This window comes from Cellulomonas cellasea (assembly GCF_006538745.1).
Taxonomy (GTDB): domain Bacteria; phylum Actinomycetota; class Actinomycetes; order Actinomycetales; family Cellulomonadaceae; genus Cellulomonas_A; species Cellulomonas_A cellasea.
The window spans coordinates 176,588-194,467 of the sequence record NZ_BJLR01000025.1 but is presented as its reverse complement, the minus strand read 5'-3'; the positions used below and the strand labels follow the sequence as shown (position 1 = coordinate 194,467).

Below are 17,880 nucleotides of genomic sequence, written 5' to 3'. Positions count from 1 at the left end.
CGGCTCGCCCCGTACGCGTACGTCGCGCCGTTCTTCGTCGTCTTCGGCGTCTTCGGCCTGTTCCCGCTGCTCTTCACGTTCTACGTCGCGCTGTTCGACTGGAACCCCATCGGCGACCAGACGTTCGTCGGCGTCGCGAACTTCGAGCGCCTGTTCGCCGACTCCCGGTTCTGGAACGCCCTGGTGAACACGTTCGGGATCTTCGTGATCTCGACGGTTCCCCAGCTCGTCCTCGCGCTGGGCCTGGCCCACCTGCTCAACCACGCCCGGCTGCGGTGGGCGGCGTTCTTCCGCATGTCGATGCTGCTGCCATACATCACGTCGGTCGCCGCGACGGCGATCGTGTTCGGGCAGATCTTCGACCGCAACTTCGGGCTGATCGGCTGGGGGCTGGAGGCGGTCGGCCTCGAGCCCGTCAGCTTCCTCGCGTCGCGCTTCGGCTCGTGGGTCGAGATCTCCGCGATGGTGATGTGGCGCTGGTTCGGCTACAACACGCTCCTCTACCTCGCGGGCCTGCAGGCGATCCCGCGGGAGATGTACGAGGCGGCGTCGGTCGACGGTGCGAACGGCTGGCAGCAGTTCACGCGGCTGACCATCCCGTCGCTGCGCCCGATCATCATCTTCACCGTCGTCATGTCGACGATCGGCGGCCTGCAGATCTTCACCGAGCCGCTCCTCGTCGCCCCGGAGTCCGGGCTCACGTGCGGGGCGGCGCGCCAGTGCCAGACCCTCGCCCTCTTCCTCTACGAGCAGGGGTTCGGCCAGTTCGAGTTCGGCTACGGCTCCGCGGTGGGTGTCGTGCTCTTCTTCGTCGTCGTGATCGCCGCGGCGCTCAACTTCTTCCTGGCCACGCGCACCCGAGGAGGTCGCTGATGCCCGACACGACCGTGGCCGCCCCCGTCGCGGCACCGCTGCCGACCCGCCGGCACGGAGGCCGGCTCGGCACCGTGCGCTGGTACACCTACGTGCTGCTCGTCGGGGCCGTCGTCGTGTCGGCGTTCCCGCTCTACTACATGTTCGTCGTCGCCTCGGTGGGCGCCACCGCGATCACGTCGTCCCCGCCGCGGCTCCACCCCGGCACGAACCTCCCCGAGATCGCGGCCAAGGTGTTCGAGCGGGTGCCGTTCGTGCTGTCGCTGCTCAACAGCCTGATCGTCTCCCTCACGATCGCCGTGGTCTCGGTGCTGCTGTGCGCGCTCGCCGGCTTCGCGTTCGCCAAGCTGCGCTTCCCGGGCCGCGACGTCCTGTTCCTGCTCGTGCTGCTCACGATGACGGTCCCGGCCCAGCTCAGCGTGATCCCGCAGTACCTCATCGTCTCGGAGCTCGGCTGGGTCGACACCCTCCAGGCGATCATCGTCCCGGGCCTGGCGAACGCGTTCGGGATCTTCTGGATGCGCCAGCACATGGCCAGCACCGTCACCGACGAGCTCATCGGGGCCGCCCGGATCGACGGCTGCAGCTCGTGGCAGATCTTCCGCCGCATCGCGTTCCCCGTCGTGCGGCCCGCGGCGTTCGTGCTCGGCCTGATCACCTTCACCGCCGTCTGGAACGACTTCATGTGGCCGTTCATCGTCCTGAAGTCGCCCGAGCTGTTCACCGTCCAGATCGCGCTCAAGCAGCTCCAGGCCAACCGGTCGATCGACATCGCCCTGGCGATGGGCGGCTCGTTCCTCGCGACGCTCCCGCTGCTGATCGCGTTCGCGTTCGTCGGGCGCCGGATGGTCGCGGGGATCATGGACGGCGCGTTCAAGGGCTGACGGGCGGCCGTCGCGACCGCCGTGCGTCAGGCGTCGTCGGCCGGCGCCGTCGACTCCCGGACCACGAGCGAGGTGGCGAGCTGGACGTACCGGGACGCCGGCGCGGTGCCCACGGCCATCGCGAGCACTGTCTCGACGGCCACGCGCCCCATGCCGCTCAGCGGCTGGTGCACCGAGGTGAGCGGAGGCGTCGTCCACGCGGCCTGGGGCGTGTCGTCGAACCCGACCACGCTGAGCCGCCCGGGGACGGGCACGTCGAGCGCGCGGGCGGCCCCCAGGACGCCGACAGCGATCTCGTCGTCACCGGTGATGACGGCCGTCGGCGGGTGCGGCGCGGAGAGCAGCTCGTGGCCGCAGGCCCGGCCGGTGTCGACGGAGAACGGCCCGTGCCGGACGAGTCCCGGCTCCACGTCGACGCCCGCCGAGTCGAGCGCCGCGCGGTAGCCGTGGAAGCGCTCGCGGGCGGCGGCCGAGGTCTCCGGGCCGCCGACCCACGCGATGCGCCGGTGCCCGAGGGTGAGGAGGTGCTCGGTGGCGGTGCGGCCGCCGGCCCAGTTCGTCGACCCGACGCTCACGACGTCGGGGTCGTCGAGGTCCACCGGGTCGACCATGACGAACGGGATGCCGGCCTCGGCGGCCGCCTCGAGCAGCGCGCCCGGCGTCCCGAGGGTCAGGCCGACGATGCCGACGACGCCGGCCGCCTGCTGCTCCGCCACCCAGGCGCGGGCGGCGGCCCGGGTGTTGCGGACGGCCCGGTCGGGGGCGAGCCGGACCAGCAGGCTCGTGTCGGCCGCCGTCGCGGCGTCGAGGATCCCCTGCAGCACGTGGGTGATGTAGGGGGAGTCGAGGGCGTCGAAGACCGCGGCGAGGGTCCGCGCCCGCGGCAGGTTCCACTGCGACGACGGCGGCCGGTAGCCGAGCTCGTCGACCGCAGCGAACACGCGCGCGCGGGTGTCGGCGGCGACGTCGCTGCGCTCGTTGAGCACCTTGGACACCGTTCCCTTCGTCACCCCCGCCAGGCGGGCGACGTCGTCGAGCGTGACGCGCTGCTGGGGGCGACCGACCACGGGGTGCTCCGTTCTCGAAACGAGTTTCGATGGTACCGAGCGTCGTAGCGGGCGGTCAATCGCGCCGATGACGCGGGGCGCCCGATGCACGTTGACGCTCGTCGGCGCGCGTCGGTAGGGTCGACTGAGCCGCGACGTTGCGAAACTGTTGCGCTCGTTCCGACCTCGGGGAGACGACAGATGACGCCAGCACGACCTCGCATCGACGGCCACGACCTCGAGGGGGGCGAGCTCCCGCACGTGTGGAGCCACTGCGTCGGCGCGGGGCGCGCGAACGAGGCGCTGCGGGCCGACTGGCAGGCGCACTTCCGGGAGGCGGTCACGGTCCTCGGTGTGCGGCACGTGCGCTTCCACGGCCTGTTCCACGACGACATGTTCGTCTACCGCGCGAGCGACGGCGGCGGCTTCGGACCGCCCACGCCCTTCGCGGAGCCGCGGTTCACGTTCGCCTACGTGGACAAGGTCTTCGACATGATCCTCGCGACGGGGGCACGGCCCTTCGTCGAGCTCGGCTTCATGCCGCGCGACCTCGCGACGCAGACCGAGACGCTGTTCTGGTGGAAGGCGCACTGCAGCCCCCCGACGGACATGGCGCGCTGGGTCGACCTCGTCACCGCGACCCTGGAGCACTGGGTCGAGCGGTACGGGCTCGCGGAGGTGCGGGAGTGGCGGTTCGAGATCTGGAACGAGCCGAACCTCGTCCCGCACTTCTGGACGGGGACCCGGACCGAGTACTTCGAGCTCTACGAGGCGACCGCGCGGGCCGTCAAGGCCGTCGACCCGGGGCTCCGGGTGGGCGGGCCGTCGACGAGCGTCTTCGTCCCGGACGACCGCTACCGGGGCGAGTACGAGGACCGCGCCGCCCAGCACGCGACGGCCGTCGCCGCCGACGTCGACGCGCTCGAGTGGCGCCCCGTGTGGATCGAGGAGCTGATCGCGTGGTGCGCCGCGCGCGACGTCCCGCTCGACTTCCTCTCGACCCACCTGTACCCGACGGACTTCGCGTTCGCCTCGGACGGTGCGACGCGCCACATCCATCGTCACGTCGACGCGACCCACGACGACCTCCTGCTGCTCGCGCGGCTCATCGAGGACAGCCCGTTCCCCGACGCCGAGCTCCACGTGACCGAGTGGTCGAGCTCCCCGTCCAGCCGCGACGCGATGCACGACACCGTGTTCGCCGCGACGTACGTCACGCGGGCGTTCCTGCGCGGCGCGGGCGTCGCCGACTCGATCGCCTACTGGACGTTCACCGACGTCTTCGAGGAGGGCGGCGCGGGAGTCGGACCCTTCCACGGTGGCTTCGGCCTGGTGAACGAGCAGGGCATCCACAAGCCGACGTTCCACGCGTTCGCGATGCTGGCCCGGCTCGGGGACCGGGCGCTGCTCTCCGTGCCCCACGGGGTGATCACGCAGGACAGCCGCTCCGGGGACGTCGCCGCCGTGTTCCTCAACTACCCGGACGACATGGGCACCCAGGGCATCGGCTCCGCGACGTCGTACGAGGCGACGCGGCGGCTGGCGGAGCGCGGACCGCGCCGTCGTGTCCGGCACACCGTCGCCGGCCTCACGCCCGGCGCCGCGTACCGGGTCGAGCAGCTCGACTGGGACCACGGGAACGTCGCGGAGGCCTGGCACCGGCTGGGGGAGCCGTTGAACCTCACCCGCGACCAGGAGTCGCACCTGCACACCGTGGCGGACGACCTGCTCGTCAGCGACCTGACGGTGTCCGCCGACGGCGTGCTCACGATCGACCTGGACCTGCCGCCGTGGGCAGTCGTCTCGCTCGCGCCGGCCCGCTGACGCCGCGCCGCCGCCGCACCGATCAGCGGTGTCCGCCTCACCGGGCCGTGAGCACCACGGTCAGAGCGGTCCCCGGGGGCTCGAACCCGCTCGGGACTACCTGCGGTCCGTCGAGCCGCGCGAGGTGACCCACCCGTACACGGTCGTCGCCGCGAGCAGGACGAGCGCCACGACGCTCAGCCAGAGCAGCCCCTCGATCACCGCGCCCACCACGGACAGCACGATCCAGGCGACCACGAGGACGAGCAGCAGCTTCTTCATGCCCGACACGCTCGCACGGCCTCGTGGCCCCGGCACGTCGACGCCCGATCCGCCCCGAGTCCTGAGCGCACCCCGCTCGGGTCGCCCCAGCCCGCTGCGCGGCGCACGCTGAGCCCGTGACCCACCCACCCTCGACCCCGTGGTCCGAGCTCGTCGTGCCGCTGCCGGCGCCGCCCGAGGGCGACGTCGAGCCGGTGGACCCGGCACTGCCGATCCGGGTCACGACCCGCCTGCACAACGGGTCCACCGCGACGCTCGACGTCGAGATCGTGGCGCGCTCGGCAGGCCTCGTGCGGGTCGCGCAGCCCTGGACCGACGGTCGGCACTGGCTCGCGTGGATCCCCGCGGCGGACGTCCAGGAGCCCGGGCGGGGCGCGACGCACCATGACGCCGTCCCCGACGCGGCGGACCTGCCGCAGCCCCGGCCACCGTCCGAGTGACGCAGCGCTCACGCGGGGCCCCGGCGGACGCTGCTGAGCTCGGTGAAAGACTGCGACGCCCTCCTCCGGAGTTCGCAGGAGCACTGACGGCGTCCATGGACCAGGCCGGGTGCGACGAGCGTCGCTCGCACGTCCCGGCCCGTGCGGCAGGCTGTGTGCTGTGACGCTGTCCGTGTGGATGCAGGGTGCCCGACCCGCGGACGGCGGCCTGTACGTCCCGGGTCGCCCCGGCGCCGGGGGCGTGCGACCTGCTGCTCCACCCGCACGGAGCCTGGGTTCGCGCCGGTGAGCGCTCGGTGCATCTGCCGTTCGAGGCGTACGCAGCCTCGGGCGAGGACATGTGGGCGTACGAGCCGTGGGCTGCTCCCGACGGTGGCGACGCCTGGATGCTGGGGGAGTGGACGCACACGCGTGGGGGCGGCCCGATCGGCATCGGCGTGCGCGCAACGGGCCGCTTCGCCGTTCCCGTCGCCGACCTGCGCACGCGGCGTCGCACCTTCACGAACCTCGTGGACCGCCTCGTCGACAGGTCCGACGTCGCACCCCTGTACGCGGCCCGGACGATCAGGACGCCCGCCGACGCCGACCGGGACGCCCTCCACGTGCTCTGCCTGACCCTCGCACGCAAGCCCCGGTGGCGACCGCAGCTCGGCGACCCCGGGCGCGTCACCCAGCTCCTGCACGACCTCGCCGACCAGGACCATGCGTCGGTCACGCCCTCGACAGGTCTCCGGCGACGGGCCATGGAGACGTTCCTCGTGATGCAGCGGCTGGGGTACCAGCACCGGGTGCACGGCCGAACGCTGCCGGACGAGAGCCGCCCCGACGCCGGTGAGGTCCTGAACGCCGTGCTCCGCGGGCTCGCCGGGAACCGGTACGCCCTTCCGCCGCGCGAGGACGACGTCCACGCCCTGGTGCACCGTCACTACCTCGACGTCACCCCGTGGCCCTTCGCAGCCCTCCTGCCGGACGTACCTGGCACGCAGGGGACCGTCTGAGCCCGGTCTCCGCCACGGGGACCTGACGCCCGGTGGACCCGGAACGTGCTGCGGCGCACCAAGGCCCGCCGTGGCGGTCGCGTGAGAGATGTGGTGGGGCCCGGCGGCGATGTACGGCCGTTCCGTGCCTGTGCGCTGGACGTGTCGGCGCGGGTCACCCGAAGCGGACGATGCGGCGCGCCGGTCGGGCGCGGAGCGCCGTCGCGGCTCACCCGAGACGTACGAGCAGCTCCTTGACCCCGCCGTCGTGAGAGCCGCGGGGCCGGCCTCGCCGGGGAGGGAGCAGGCGCCCGGCTGGGCCGGTACCGCCCGGGCAGCAGCGCTGCACGGGGCGGTGAGCACGACGTCGCTCGGCAGCCCCGTGCAGAGCCGGCGTGGCGGTTCTGCTGTAGGACTGGGGCATGACTCAGGTGCACCGAGAGGTCGAGCTGAAGTTCGCCGTCGACGACGACGACCAGGTGCCGAGCCTGATCGAGCTCGCCGGGCCGGCGGCAGACGGCACGGCCTTCATCGTGGGCGAGCCTGAGCAGCACGTGCTGCGCGCCACCTACTACGACACCGCGGACCTGGACCTGGCGCGCCACGACCTGACGCTGCGGCGACGCGTCGGCGGGCAGGACGGCGGCTGGCACCTCAAGGTCCCGGGCGGTGAGTCCGAGCGGTCGGAGGTCCGGCTGCCGCCCGGGCGCGCGGGCAGCGCGATCCCCGAGGTGCTGCAGCGGCTCGTGCGTGCGCGCACGCAGGGCCGGCCGCTCGTCCCCGTCGCCAAGATCACCACGCGGCGGACCGTCCACCGGCTGTTCGACGCCACCGACCGGCCGCTGCTCGAGCTGGCGCACGACCGGGTCAGCGCCCGACGGGTCCTGCCGCTCGGGGGATCGGGCGACGCGACGGGGCCGGAGATCACCTGGCAGGAGATCGAGGTCGAGGTCCTCGACGGGGACGAGGAGACACTGACGGCCGTCGCCGGCGAGCTGGCCGCACGCGGGCTGGCGGCGGCACCGCACACCTCGAAGCTCGCGCGCGTGCTCGGGCCCGACGGACGCACCGCGCCGGCCCGCCCGAAGAAGGCGAGGCGTCGCCCGACGAAGGCCCCGACGAGCGGCGTCGCGCTCGCGTACGTCGGTGACCAGCTCGAGCAGCTGCGCTCGCAGGACCTCCTCGTGCGGATGGACAGGCCCGGGAGCGTGCACAAGATGCGCGTGGCGACCCGTCGCCTCCGCAGCGCCCTGGACACGTTCCGCTCGTCGTTCGCCCCCGACGCGGTCACGGCGCTGCGCGCGGAGCTCCGATGGCTCGCCGGCGTCCTGGGCGAGGTCCGGGACGCCGAGGTGATGCACGAGCGGGTCGTCGGCGTGCTGCGGACCGAGCCGGCGGTCGACGCCGGCCCCACGGAGATGGTCGACGCGGGCCCTCCGGACGGGGACGACGCGGGCCCCCCGGCCGCGGGCGAGGCCGACGCACGGCTGCGGTCCGCGCACCGAGCCGCGCGCGAGGCGCTCGTGCACGAGCTCGACGGTGAACGGTACGACCGCCTCCTCGACGCCCTCGACGACTTCGTCTCGAACCCGCCCACCACGCAGCGCGGCAGCCGACCCGCCGGGAAGGCGTTGCGGCGTGGGGTGGCGCGGCAGTACGCGCGGGTGCGGCGGCTCGTCGAGCGCGCGGGGGCGGCCACCGACGCCGACCAGCGCGCCGAGCTGCTGCACGAGGCCCGCAAGGCAGCGAAGCAGACCCGCTACGCGGCCGAGCTCGCCGGCGACGTGTTCGGCGGCCGGGCCCGGGCGTTCGCCGCCGCGATGGAGCGCACCCAGGAGCTCCTCGGTCAGCACCAGGACTCCGTCGTCCTGCGTCAGCGCCTGCGCGAGCTCGCCCAGGCCACGACCGACCCGGTCGCCGCGTTCACCTACGGCCGCCTGCACGCCCTGGAGGAGGTTCGCGCGCGCGAGGCCGAGGAGCGGCTGCCGGCGGTCTGGTCCAGGACCAGCAAGAAGCGCCTGCGCCGGTGGCTCCGCTGACGGGGCGGCCGGTGGACGTCAGCGGTGCGGACGTCGACGCGAGGCCACCGCGCTCGATCTCGCACGACCTGAGGACGGTGCCGGACGTGGACGACCCCCCGGCGGCCTCGCCCCGCACGTCCCGGGGTGACGCTGCCCCGAAGACCTGGAGCGACGCGCCCGGCAGCCGATGGGGCGACGTGCGCACCCACGAGCTGCTCGGCCCCCGCGACGCGGTCGCCGCCGGGCGGACCGCCTCGGTCATGTGCCTCGCGGGGGGCGTCGCGACCGTCGCGCTCGAGACCCTCCCGCAGGTGCTGGGCGACTACCGCGGTTCCGCGACGAGCGCCGCGTGGACGGTGGTCGGTGCGCTCCTCATGTTCGGTCTCGCGCTGCTCCTGCGCCGCCGTCCCGAGATCGTGCCCGGACCGACCTACACGGCGCTGTGCCTGGTCGCGCTCGCGGTCAACACCACGACGTCGAACCTGACCGGGAACTCGACCTTCGGCGGCCTCGCCTGGTTCATGTTCCCGGTGATCTTCGCCGCGGCGCACCTGCGCCGCCTCGTCGCCTGGACCGTCGCCGGTCTCGCCCTCGTCGGGTCGTCCACGATCATCCTCTCGACCCAGCCCTCGGGGTCGGCCGCTGCCGACCTGGCGTCCATGACCGCCGTCGTCGTGATGACGACCGCGGCGCTGCTGGCGGCGGTCCGGCACCAGGACCGGCTCGTCCGCCGGCTCAACGAGGTCGCGTCGAGCGACTCGCTCACAGGGCTCGCCACCCGGCGCGTCCTGGAGCAGGCGGTGGAGCTCCTGCGGACCGAGGCGGGCACGACGGCGCAGCGGCGCTCGGCGGAGCCGGCCGCGGGTGCCGGCCTCGTCCTCGTCGACCTCGACCGCTTCAAGGAGCTGAACGACAGCCACGGCCACCCCGTCGGCGACGCCGCGCTCGTCCACGTCGCCCGGCTGGTCCGGTCCGTCGTGCGCAGCGGTGACACGGTCGCTCGGATCGGCGGCGACGAGCTCGCGATCCTGCTCCGGGGCTCGCGCGCCGGCGTGGTCGAGCGGGCGCGAGCGGTGCACGCCGTCGTCCGCGACACCCCGTTCACCGCCCGGGCGCGGGAGATCCCCATGACGGTCAGCATCGGCGTCGCGCACACGCTCGAGCCGGGCGGCCTCGACCGCCTCTACGCCGCCGCGGACGCCGCGCTGTACGAGGCGAAGGTCGCCGGACGGGACCGGGTCGTCGTCGCTGATGTCGACCCTGGTGGGATCGAGCACCGCTGAGCTGCACGCCCTCGTCCGTGCGGCGGGTGCTGACGCGGGAACCGTGAGGACGTCACGCGTGGCCCTGAGCAACGGCTGCCCTCGGTCCGCATGCGGGTAGACGCTCTGACCGTGACGAGGATCACCCGGCTATCAGCGTCGGGCGGCCGCTCCATCGCCGTCCGCCACGCCTCGCGGCGTCCGTCGCACCGGCGCGGGAAGCGCGCGGGGGTGTGGGAGTCGACAGAGACCACGAAGGCCGCCCCGGATCTCTCCGGAACGGCCTGTGACCTGCGGTGATGCTGGTGGGCGATACTGGGATCGAACCAGTGACCTCTTCCGTGTCAGGGAAGCGCGCTACCGCTGCGCCAATCGCCCAAGGCTGTGCTGCGAGGTGGAGATGGGATTCGAACCCACGTATACGGCTTTGCAGGCCGCTGCCTCGCCTCTCGGCCACTCCACCCTGAGACCGCAGTCCTCAGCGACCCTCGCGGGTCGATCAGGAGTGTCTGCCTCCGAGCGGACGACGGGATTCGAACCCGCGACCCTCACCTTGGCAAGGTGATGCTCTACCACTGAGCCACGTCCGCGCGACACTTCCTCCGGCTCTCACCGGCGTTCCGTGTGCGTGCTGAACATTAGCCGACGTTTTCGGGAAGAGTCCAACCGGCTCCCCGTCCGCGCGTCGGCCGGGGCCTCGGTAGCGTGTCGGACGTGCAGGTCAGCGCCCCGATCGGACCGCCCCACGTCACCCCCCGAGGTGCCGGCGAGGCGTGGTTCTCGGGCGTCCGGGCGTGGGGCGCGGCCGAGTGCGTCGATGTCGTCATCGAGCCGGAGCGGCTGCGCGAGCCGGGCTTCTGGGCGGTCGTGGGGGAGTTCGAGGGGCGGGTGCGGGCCTGGCGGTTCACCGAGGTCGAGCGTGCTGACGCCGACGCCGACGCCGGCCAGGCCGACGCAGCCGCCGCCCGTGCCGACGCCGGAGCCGCCCTGGCCGACGCCCCAGAGGCGGCCGTCGCCCCGGACGAGGCCCGGGCCCGCGCGGCCTCGGCGTGGCGGGGCCCGGCGGCGTCCGCGTGGACGTCCTCGCTCGACCAGCACGGCTACGAGGCGGCCGTGCGTGCGGTGCAGGACGAGATCCGGGCCGGCGAGGTCTACCAGGCCAACCTCTGCCGGGTCCTGTCCGCCCCGCTGAGCGGCGCACCGGGGGAGCCGGAGCCCGACGCGCGCGCGCTGGCGGCGGTGCTCGCGCAGGGGAACCCGGCTCCGTTCGCGGGCGGCGTCCACGTGCCTGGCGGGTCCGGCGTCGACCCCGTCTGGGTCGTGTCCGCGTCGCCCGAGCTGTTCCTGCGGGTCGAGGGCGACGTCGTGACGTCGAGCCCCATCAAGGGCACCGCCACCACGGCCGAGGGCCTGTCCGCGAAGGACGAGGCGGAGAACGTCATGATCACGGACCTGGTTCGCAACGACCTCCAGCGGGTCAGCGTGCCCGGGACGGTCGAGGTCACCGCGCTGCTCGCGCTCGAGCGCCACCCCGGCCTCGTGCACCTCGTCTCGACCGTGCAGGGCCGGCTCGCGCCGGAGGTGCTCGGCTCGTCGCAGCTGTGGCGGCACCTCCTGGACGCGACGTTCCCGCCGGGATCGGTGTCGGGGGCGCCCAAGAGCTCGGCGCTGCGGATCATCCGGCGGCTCGAACCGGTCCCGCGCGGCCCGTACTGCGGTGCCGTCGGCTGGGTGGACGTCGCGGAGGACGGCTCGGTGCGTGCGGAGCTCGCGGTCGGGATCCGCAGCTTCTGGTGGGAGCGCCGGCCGGGGGTGCCGGTGCGGGGCCGTCGCGGGCTGCCGGTGACGCACCCGCCGGAGGACCCGGGGCCGCGTGTGCCGGCCGGCGCGGGCACGCTGCGCTTCGGCACGGGCGCCGGGATCACGTGGGGGAGCGACGCCCGCGCGGAGTGGCGCGAGACCGAGCTCAAGGCTGCCCGCCTGGTCGCCCTGGCCTCCCGCGGCGGGCCTCCGGTGGGAGACTGGGCGCCATGAGCACCCTGCTGTGGTCACGAGGCCGCCTGTACGCCCCCGACGAGCCCCTCGCGACCGGGATCGACCACGGCCTGACCGTGGGCGACGGCGTCTTCGAGACGTGCGCGGTGTACGGGGGACAGGCGTTCGCGCTCACGCGCCACCTGCGCCGCCTCGCGCGCTCGGCGCACGGGCTCGGGCTCGACACCCCGGACGAGGACGAGGTCCGCGCGGGCGTCAAGGCGGTGCTCGAGGCGGCGACGCCCGACGTCGGCCGCCTGCGCATCACGCTCACGGCCGGCCCGGGTCCCCTGGGGTCCCACCGCAGCGAGCCGGGTGAGTCGCGGCAGACCGTGATCGTGCTCGCGGGCCCGGCCCCGCAGATGACCGTCTCGCGCGCCGTGCGCGTCCCCTGGGTGCGCAACGAGCGCTCGGCGGTCGCGGGCCTCAAGACGATCTCCTACGCCGAGAACGTCGTCGCGCTGGCCCGCGCGCACCACCACGGCGCCGACGAGGCGATCCTCGCGAACACCGTCGGCGAGCTGTGCGAGGGCACGGGCTCGAACGTGCTCCTCGAGCGCGGCGGCGAGCTCGTGACCCCGCCGCTGTCGAGCGGCTGCCTCGCGGGCATCACGCGCGAGCTGCTGCTCGAGTGGTCGGCCGAGGCCGGCCTGCCGGTGCGCGAGGCCCTGCCGGGCGAGCTGCCCTACACGGTCCTCGACGACGTGCTCGCCGGTGACGCGCACCTCGCGCTGAGCGGGTCGATCCGCAACGTCGTGCCCGTCGTCTCGCTCGACGAGGTCGACGTCGTCGCCGGAGAGGTGACCCGGGCGGCGCAGGAGCTCTTCCAGGCGCGCCTCGCGGACGACCTCGACCCCTGAGCGGCCCCTGAGCAGCCCTGCCGCGTGAGCGGCGCGGAGGACGACGCCGGACGACGACGAAGGCCGACCCCCGAGGGGGCCGGCCTTCGTCGGTGCGTGCGGTGCGGCTCAGGCGGTGAGCAGGGCCGCGATGAGTGCCGAGATCTCGGTCTCCATGCGGTCGCTCTCGGAGCCGATCGGGACGAGGTCCTCGGTCGTCGCCAGGAAGCGCTCGAGCGGCTCGGCGGGCGCCGCGAGGAGCGCGCTGCCCTCGACGCCGCTGAGCGAGATGAGCAGGAAGTCCGGGTCCTCGTCACGCCAGACCTGGACGTCGCCGTTGCCGGCGGGTGCGTCCGAGGCGGCCAGCAGGCCGTGCACGAGGAGCTCGCGCCCGAGCAGCCAGGTCGACATCGTGTGCTGGCCCGTGAAGACGGTGCGCACGGTGTACGGGTCCGAGACGCGGAAGGAGAACTCGGCGTTGACCGGGATGACGCTGGCGTCAGAGCTGATCAGCTGCATGGTGACAGCTTCGACGACGTCGTACGACGGTTGCGTCATCGGCGTCCTCCTGATTCGCGCGGTGGTGGGGTCTCCATCATGGCAGCCGGAACGCCTTCCTGGCGGGAAATCGGGGCGGAGTTCACCCGGTAGGCCCCGTCATACCCGTGACGTCCACCGTCACAGGGCCTGCCGTCCACCCGCACGTGGCACTCGTCCACCCGATCGAGCCGTCCGGCGAGCCGGCGGCGTCCGCTGCGTGCTCCCGGGGAGTCGCCACGACCCCGCCAGGAGCCCGGTTCGGAATATCGCCGCGCGTTGGGTAGCATCCTACTTCGACGTCACCGACGGTGCACGGTACGGGCCTCGTTTCTTCCCGGTCCGGCCGTACCCGCAGGACGACGGGCGATTGGCTCAGTGGTAGAGCGCCTCGTTCACACCGAGGAGGTCACTGGTTCGAACCCAGTATCGCCCACCAGCACAGCCCCGGTCCGCCTCGCGAACCGGGGCTGTCGTGCGTCCGGGGTCCACGCGGCGTCGGTAGCATCGACGTGCGCCCGCACCGCCTGAGTGCGGGCCCGACGCAAGGAGATCCCTCTCGTGCCCGAGCTCATGACCCTCACCGTCGACGGCGTCGCGACCACGGTGGAGCCAGGGACGACGGGCACGGACCTGTACGGCTCGCGCCGCGACGTCGTCGTCGTCCGCGTCGACGGGGAGCTGCGAGACCTGCACCTGCCGCTGAGCGACGGCGCCGTGGTCGAGGCCGTGACGATCGACTCGCCCGACGGGCTCGCGGTGCTGCGCCACTCCGCCGCGCACGTGCTCGCGCAGGCGGTCCAGGAGGTCAACCCGAAGGCGAAGCTCGGCATCGGCCCACCGATCACCGACGGCTTCTACTACGACTTCGACGTCGAGACCCCGTTCACGCCCGAGGACCTCAAGGCCCTCGAGAAGGTCATGGGCCGCATCATCAAGGAGGGCCAGACCTTCCGCCGGTGGGACGTCACCGAGGACGAGGCCCGCGCGGAGCTCGCCGACGAGCCCTACAAGCTCGAGCTCATCGGGCTCAAGGGCACCCCGGGGGGCGAGGACGACGGCGCGTCGGTCGAGGTCGGCCTGGGCGGGCTGTCGATCTACCAGAACGTGCGCGGCGCCGGCCGCGAGTCCGAGCAGGTCGTCTGGCAGGACCTGTGCCGCGGCCCGCACCTGCCGAGCACCCGCCTCATCGCCAACGGCTTCCAGCTGACCCGCTCGGCGGCGGCGTACTGGCGCGGCTCGGAGAAGAACCCGCAGCTGCAGCGCGTGTACGGCACGGCGTGGCCGACCAAGGACGAGCTCAAGGCGTACCTCGAGCGGCTCGCGGAGGCGGAGCGCCGCGACCACCGCCGGCTCGGCGCGGAGCTCGACCTGTTCTCCTTCCCCGACGAGCTCGGCTCGGGCCTGCCGGTGTTCCACCCCAAGGGCGGCATCATCCGCATGGAGATGGAGGACTACTCGCGCCGCCGGCACGTCGCGGCGGGGTACTCGTTCGTCAACACCCCGCACATCACCAAGGGCCACCTGTACGAGATCTCGGGTCACCTCGACTGGTACCGCGACGGCATGTTCCCCCCGATGCACGTCGACGCGGAGCTGAACGACGACGGCACGGTCCGCAAGCCCGGCCAGGACTACTACCTCAAGCCGATGAACTGCCCGATGCACAACCTGGTCTTCGCCTCGCGCGGGCGCTCGTACCGGGAGCTGCCGCTGCGGCTGTTCGAGTTCGGGTCGGTGTACCGGTACGAGAAGTCGGGCGTCATCCACGGGCTGACCCGCGTGCGCGGCATGACCCAGGACGACGCGCACATCTACTGCACCCGCGACCAGATGCGCGACGAGCTCACGAGCACGCTGCAGTTCGTGCTCGACCTGCTCAAGGACTACGGGCTCGACGACTTCTACCTCGAGCTGTCGACCCGCAACCCGGAGAAGTCGGTCGGCTCGGACGAGATCTGGGACGAGGCGACCCGCACGCTCGAGGAGGTCGCGACCGCGTCGGGCCTCGAGCTCGTCCCCGACCCGGGCGGCGCCGCGTTCTACGGGCCGAAGATCTCGGTGCAGGCGCGCGACGCGATCGGGCGCACCTGGCAGATGTCGACGATCCAGCTCGACTTCAACCTCCCCGAGCGCTTCGAGCTCGAGTACACGGCGAGCGACGGCAGCCGCCAGCGGCCCGTGATGATCCACCGCGCGCTGTTCGGCTCGATCGAGCGCTTCTTCGGCGTCCTGACCGAGCACTACGCGGGCGCGTTCCCGGCGTGGCTCGCCCCCGTGCAGGTCGTCGCGGTGCCCGTCGCCGAGCCGTTCAACGACTACCTCGCGGACGTCGTCGCACAGCTGCGGGCGCAGGGGATCCGGGCGGAGCTCGACACGAGCGACGACCGCTTCGGGAAGAAGATCCGCTCGGCGAGCACGCAGAAGATCCCGTTCGTGCTCATCGCGGGCGGTGACGACGTCGACGCGGGCGCGGTGTCGTTCCGGTACCGCGACGGCCGCCAGGACAACGCGGTGCCCGTCGCCGAGGCGGTCGAGCGGATCGTCTCGGCGGTGCGGGACCGGGTGCAGGTCTGACGCACGTGAGCGCGGAGCAGGGTGACGGGCACGGCGACGAGGTGCAGGTCGAGCGCGCGGGCGACCACGCCGGCGTGCCCGACCGCCTCGAGCGGCTGTGGACGCCGCACCGCATGGCGTACATCGGCGGCCAGGACAAGCCGACGGACTCCGACGCGGGCCCGGGCTGCCCGTTCTGCCGCATCCCCGGGCTCGGGGACGAGGAGGGGCTCGTCGTCGCGCGCGGCGAGGTGGCCTTCGTCGTGCTCAACCTGTACCCGTACAACTCCGGCCACCTGCTCGTGTGCCCGTACCGGCACGTCGCGGACTACACCGACCTGGCGGACGACGAGGTCGCGGAGGTCGCGTCGATGACGCGCACCGCGATGCGGGTCCTGCGCGAGGTCTCGGCGCCGCACGGCTTCAACCTGGGCATGAACCAGGGCGAGGTCGCCGGCGCCGGGATCGCCGCGCACCTGCACCAGCACGTGGTGCCGCGCTGGGGCGGGGACTCCAACTTCCTGCCGATCGTCGGGCGCACGCGTGCCCTGCCCGAGCTCCTCGGCGACACCCGCGACCGGCTCGCCGCGGCGTGGCCGGCCGCCCAGAAGGGATGACCGACCCGTGCTGAACCGGTTGCGCAGCGGGATGACGCGCGTCCTGACCCCGGTCGCCACGGCCCTGCTGCGGCTCGGGGTCTCGCCCGACGCGGTCACCGTCGCCGGGACCCTCGCGGTCGTCGCGGCGGCCCTGTGGCTGTTCCCCACGGGTCACCTGCTCGCCGGGGCGCTCGTCGTGTCGTTCTTCGCGCTCACGGACTCCCTCGACGGCGTCATGGCGCGCCAGGCGGGGCGGTCCAGCAGCTGGGGGGCGTTCCTCGACTCGACGCTCGACCGCTTCGGCGACGCCGCGATCTTCGGCGGGCTCGTGCTGTGGTTCTACGGCGGCGGGGACCATGAGGTCACCGCGGTGCTCGCGCTCGCCTGTCTCGTGCTCGGCTCTGTCGTCCCGTACGCCCGGGCGCGCGCCGAGGGGCTCGGCATGACCGCCGCCGTCGGCATCGCCGAGCGGGCGGACCGGCTCTTCGCGGTCCTCGCCGCGGCCGCGCTCGTCGGGGCCGGCGCACCCCGGGTCGTCCTCACGGTCGTCCTCGCGCTGCTCGCGGTCGCCTCGGCGGTCACGGTCGTGCAGCGCATGGCCACGGTCCGTCGCCAGTCGCTCGGGGCGTCCTCGTGAGGCGCCCCGACCCCGCGCGGCTCGTCGTGCTCGGCTGGCGCGTCGCCGGCCGGGTGCCCGGACCCGTGCTGCGCGGTGCGTGCACGCTCGCCGCGGACCTCGCCTGGCTCCGGCGCACCGGGGGCGTCCGCCGGCTCGAGGCGAACCTGGCGCGCGTCCGGCCGGGGGCGACGCCGCGCGAGCTGCGCCGGCTGAGCCGCGACGGCATGCGCTCCTACATGCGGTACTACGGCGAGGCGTTCGCCCTGGACACCCTCCCGCCGGCGCAGCTCGCGGCACGCGTGCGCGCCACCGGGCTCGACTGGCTGCAGCCCCGGCTCGACGCGGGCGAGGCGATCGTCCTCGCGCTGACCCACATGGGGAACTGGGACCTCGCGGGGGCGTGGGCGACCGTGCACCTCGCGCCCGTGACGACCGTCGCCGAGCGGCTGCGGCCCGAGGAGCTCTTCCAGCAGTTCCTGGCGTTCCGCGAGGGCCTCGGCATGACGATCATCCCGCTCGGGGACGGCGGCGGCGGGGACGTCTTCCGCGAGCTCGTCGGCGCGGTGCGCACCGGACCACGCCTCGTCCCGCTGCTCGCCGACCGTGACCTCACGGCGCGCGGCGTGGAGGTCGACCTGTTCGGGACGCGCGCCCGCGTCGCCGCCGGACCCGCGGCGCTCGCGGTGTCCGCCGGCGCGACGCTCGCCCCCGCGACGATCCACTACGAGCGGCTCGGCGGCGAGCGCCGCCGTGCCGCCGGGTCGCCCTGGGGTGTCGTCATCCAGTTCCTGCCGCCCGTGACGCTCCCCGACGCGGTCGCCCGGCCCGACCGGGTGCGGGTGCTCACGCAGGCGTGGGTCGACGCGATCGCGGCGGTGATCGCCGAGCACCCCGAGGACTGGCACATGCTGCAGAAGGTCTTCGTCGACGACCTCGACGCGGCGCGCTACGCCGCGACCGTCGCGGGCGAGCGTGCCGGCGCGGGGTCGCCCACCGGCGCCGGGTCACCCGGTGCGGCGACGCCCGACCCGACGGCCCCCGCTGCGCCCACCGCGCCCTCCCCGGTGGAGACGCCGTGACCGCCGACATGACGGGCACGCACCGCCCC

General features: G+C 73.6%; 16 protein-coding genes and 4 tRNA genes. 14 read left to right on the top strand and 6 right to left on the bottom strand.

Translation table 11 applies throughout. The features are described from left to right. Both CCE01nite_RS14005 and CCE01nite_RS14000 read left to right on the top strand, forming a co-directional pair. The coding region (locus CCE01nite_RS14005; RefSeq protein ID WP_141372598.1) for a carbohydrate ABC transporter permease at positions 1-873 on the top strand (873 nt) is incomplete at its 5' end. Then, positions 873-1,757, top strand: coding sequence for a carbohydrate ABC transporter permease (locus CCE01nite_RS14000; protein WP_034626578.1), 885 nt, complete (start codon positions 873-875; stop codon positions 1,755-1,757). The genes CCE01nite_RS14005 and CCE01nite_RS14000, both read left to right, overlap by 1 nt. A 26-nt stretch (positions 1,758-1,783) precedes the next feature. On the opposite strand, the gene CCE01nite_RS13995 is transcribed toward CCE01nite_RS14000, so the two are convergent. Then, on the bottom strand, positions 1,784-2,824 hold the full coding sequence (locus CCE01nite_RS13995; protein ID WP_034626576.1) for a LacI family DNA-binding transcriptional regulator: 1,041 nt from the start codon (positions 2,822-2,824) through the stop codon (positions 1,784-1,786). Between the two features lie 180 nt (positions 2,825-3,004). Between CCE01nite_RS13995 and CCE01nite_RS13990 the strand changes: the two genes are divergently transcribed. Further along, positions 3,005-4,627 carry a GH39 family glycosyl hydrolase gene (locus tag CCE01nite_RS13990; RefSeq protein WP_052103682.1) on the top strand — a complete coding sequence of 541 codons (1,623 nt, stop codon included), beginning with the start codon at positions 3,005-3,007 and terminating at the stop codon, positions 4,625-4,627. A 96-nt stretch (positions 4,628-4,723) separates the two neighbouring features. Here the strand turns inward: CCE01nite_RS13990 and CCE01nite_RS21380 are convergent, their stop codons facing one another. Then, positions 4,724-4,888 (bottom strand): hypothetical protein, encoded by a 165-nt coding sequence (locus tag CCE01nite_RS21380; RefSeq protein ID WP_034626574.1) that lies wholly within the window; start codon positions 4,886-4,888, stop codon positions 4,724-4,726. A gap of 116 nt (positions 4,889-5,004) precedes the next feature. On the opposite strand from CCE01nite_RS21380, the gene CCE01nite_RS13985 reads away from it, so the two are divergent. From CCE01nite_RS13985 to CCE01nite_RS13970, 4 genes are all read left to right on the top strand, one after another. After that, positions 5,005-5,328: a hypothetical protein gene (locus tag CCE01nite_RS13985; protein WP_034626572.1), complete on the top strand. Its 324-nt coding sequence runs from the start codon at positions 5,005-5,007 to the stop codon at positions 5,326-5,328. A gap of 296 nt (positions 5,329-5,624) precedes the next feature. Continuing rightward, positions 5,625-6,326: a hypothetical protein gene (locus CCE01nite_RS13980; protein WP_034626569.1), complete on the top strand. Its 702-nt coding sequence runs from the start codon at positions 5,625-5,627 to the stop codon at positions 6,324-6,326. A gap of 401 nt (positions 6,327-6,727) precedes the next feature. Next, positions 6,728-8,344 (top strand): CYTH and CHAD domain-containing protein, encoded by a 1,617-nt coding sequence (locus CCE01nite_RS13975; protein ID WP_084142517.1) that lies wholly within the window; start codon positions 6,728-6,730, stop codon positions 8,342-8,344. A gap of 179 nt (positions 8,345-8,523) precedes the next feature. Beyond that, positions 8,524-9,609 (top strand): GGDEF domain-containing protein, encoded by a 1,086-nt coding sequence (locus CCE01nite_RS13970; protein WP_141372597.1) that lies wholly within the window; start codon positions 8,524-8,526, stop codon positions 9,607-9,609. A 282-nt stretch (positions 9,610-9,891) separates the two neighbouring features. Here the strand turns inward: CCE01nite_RS13970 and CCE01nite_RS13965 are convergent. The 3 genes from CCE01nite_RS13965 to CCE01nite_RS13955 form a co-directional block, all read right to left on the bottom strand. Then, positions 9,892-9,966: transfer RNA gene (locus tag CCE01nite_RS13965), tRNA-Val, on the bottom strand. Positions 9,967-9,980: 14 nt separating this feature from the next. Beyond that, a tRNA-Cys gene (locus tag CCE01nite_RS13960) sits at positions 9,981-10,051 on the bottom strand. Between the two features lie 55 nt (positions 10,052-10,106). Beyond that, positions 10,107-10,178, bottom strand: a tRNA-Gly gene (locus CCE01nite_RS13955). Positions 10,179-10,302: 124 nt separating this feature from the next. Here CCE01nite_RS13955 and CCE01nite_RS13950 point away from each other — a divergent pair. Together CCE01nite_RS13950 and CCE01nite_RS13945 are read left to right on the top strand one after the other, a co-directional pair. Next, positions 10,303-11,622, top strand: a complete 1,320-nt coding sequence (locus tag CCE01nite_RS13950) for a chorismate-binding protein (protein ID WP_052103696.1) — start codon at positions 10,303-10,305, stop codon at positions 11,620-11,622. Beyond that, positions 11,619-12,482 (top strand): aminotransferase class IV, encoded by an 864-nt coding sequence (locus CCE01nite_RS13945; protein WP_034626567.1) that lies wholly within the window; start codon positions 11,619-11,621, stop codon positions 12,480-12,482. Before CCE01nite_RS13950 ends, CCE01nite_RS13945 begins: the two co-directional genes overlap by 4 nt. 108 nt (positions 12,483-12,590) lie before the next feature. On the opposite strand, the gene CCE01nite_RS13940 is transcribed toward CCE01nite_RS13945, so the two are convergent. Further along, a complete protein-coding gene (locus tag CCE01nite_RS13940) occupies positions 12,591-13,019 on the bottom strand; it encodes an SsgA family sporulation/cell division regulator (protein ID WP_141372596.1) in 429 nt (142 codons plus the stop codon). Between the two features lie 343 nt (positions 13,020-13,362). Here CCE01nite_RS13940 and CCE01nite_RS13935 point away from each other — a divergent pair. From CCE01nite_RS13935 to CCE01nite_RS13915, 5 genes are all read left to right on the top strand, one after another. Further along, positions 13,363-13,437, top strand: a tRNA-Val gene (locus tag CCE01nite_RS13935). Positions 13,438-13,571: 134 nt separating this feature from the next. Continuing rightward, a complete protein-coding gene (gene thrS / locus CCE01nite_RS13930; RefSeq protein ID WP_034626621.1) occupies positions 13,572-15,575 on the top strand; it encodes a threonine--tRNA ligase in 2,004 nt (667 codons plus the stop codon). Positions 15,576-15,580: 5 nt separating this feature from the next. Next, positions 15,581-16,171: an HIT family protein gene (locus tag CCE01nite_RS13925; RefSeq protein ID WP_084142516.1), complete on the top strand. Its 591-nt coding sequence runs from the start codon at positions 15,581-15,583 to the stop codon at positions 16,169-16,171. Positions 16,172-16,178: 7 nt separating this feature from the next. Then, the gene (pgsA, locus tag CCE01nite_RS13920; protein WP_034626562.1) at positions 16,179-16,790 is read left to right on the top strand and encodes a phosphatidylinositol phosphate synthase; all 612 of its coding nucleotides are present in this window, start codon (positions 16,179-16,181) and stop codon (positions 16,788-16,790) included. Next, positions 16,787-17,851: a phosphatidylinositol mannoside acyltransferase gene (locus CCE01nite_RS13915; protein WP_084142515.1), complete on the top strand. Its 1,065-nt coding sequence runs from the start codon at positions 16,787-16,789 to the stop codon at positions 17,849-17,851. The genes pgsA and CCE01nite_RS13915 overlap by 4 nt, the downstream gene beginning before the upstream one ends. The last annotated feature ends 29 nt before the right edge of the window (positions 17,852-17,880 follow it).

Bases quoted from the DNA above. Each gene is read 5' to 3' on its own strand.
- CCE01nite_RS14000 (WP_034626578.1), top strand. From the start codon at position 873: ATGCCCGACACGACCGTGGCCGCCCCCGTCGCGGCACCGCTGCCGACC.
- CCE01nite_RS13990 (WP_052103682.1), top strand. From the start codon at position 3,005: ATGACGCCAGCACGACCTCGCATCGACGGCCACGACCTCGAGGGGGGC.
- CCE01nite_RS21380 (WP_034626574.1), bottom strand. From the start codon at position 4,888: ATGAAGAAGCTGCTGCTCGTCCTCGTGGTCGCCTGGATCGTGCTGTCC.
- CCE01nite_RS13975 (WP_084142517.1), top strand. From the start codon at position 6,728: ATGACTCAGGTGCACCGAGAGGTCGAGCTGAAGTTCGCCGTCGACGAC.
- CCE01nite_RS13945 (WP_034626567.1), top strand. From the start codon at position 11,619: ATGAGCACCCTGCTGTGGTCACGAGGCCGCCTGTACGCCCCCGACGAG.
- CCE01nite_RS13940 (WP_141372596.1), bottom strand. From the start codon at position 13,019: ATGACGCAACCGTCGTACGACGTCGTCGAAGCTGTCACCATGCAGCTG.
- thrS (WP_034626621.1), top strand. From the start codon at position 13,572: ATGACCCTCACCGTCGACGGCGTCGCGACCACGGTGGAGCCAGGGACG.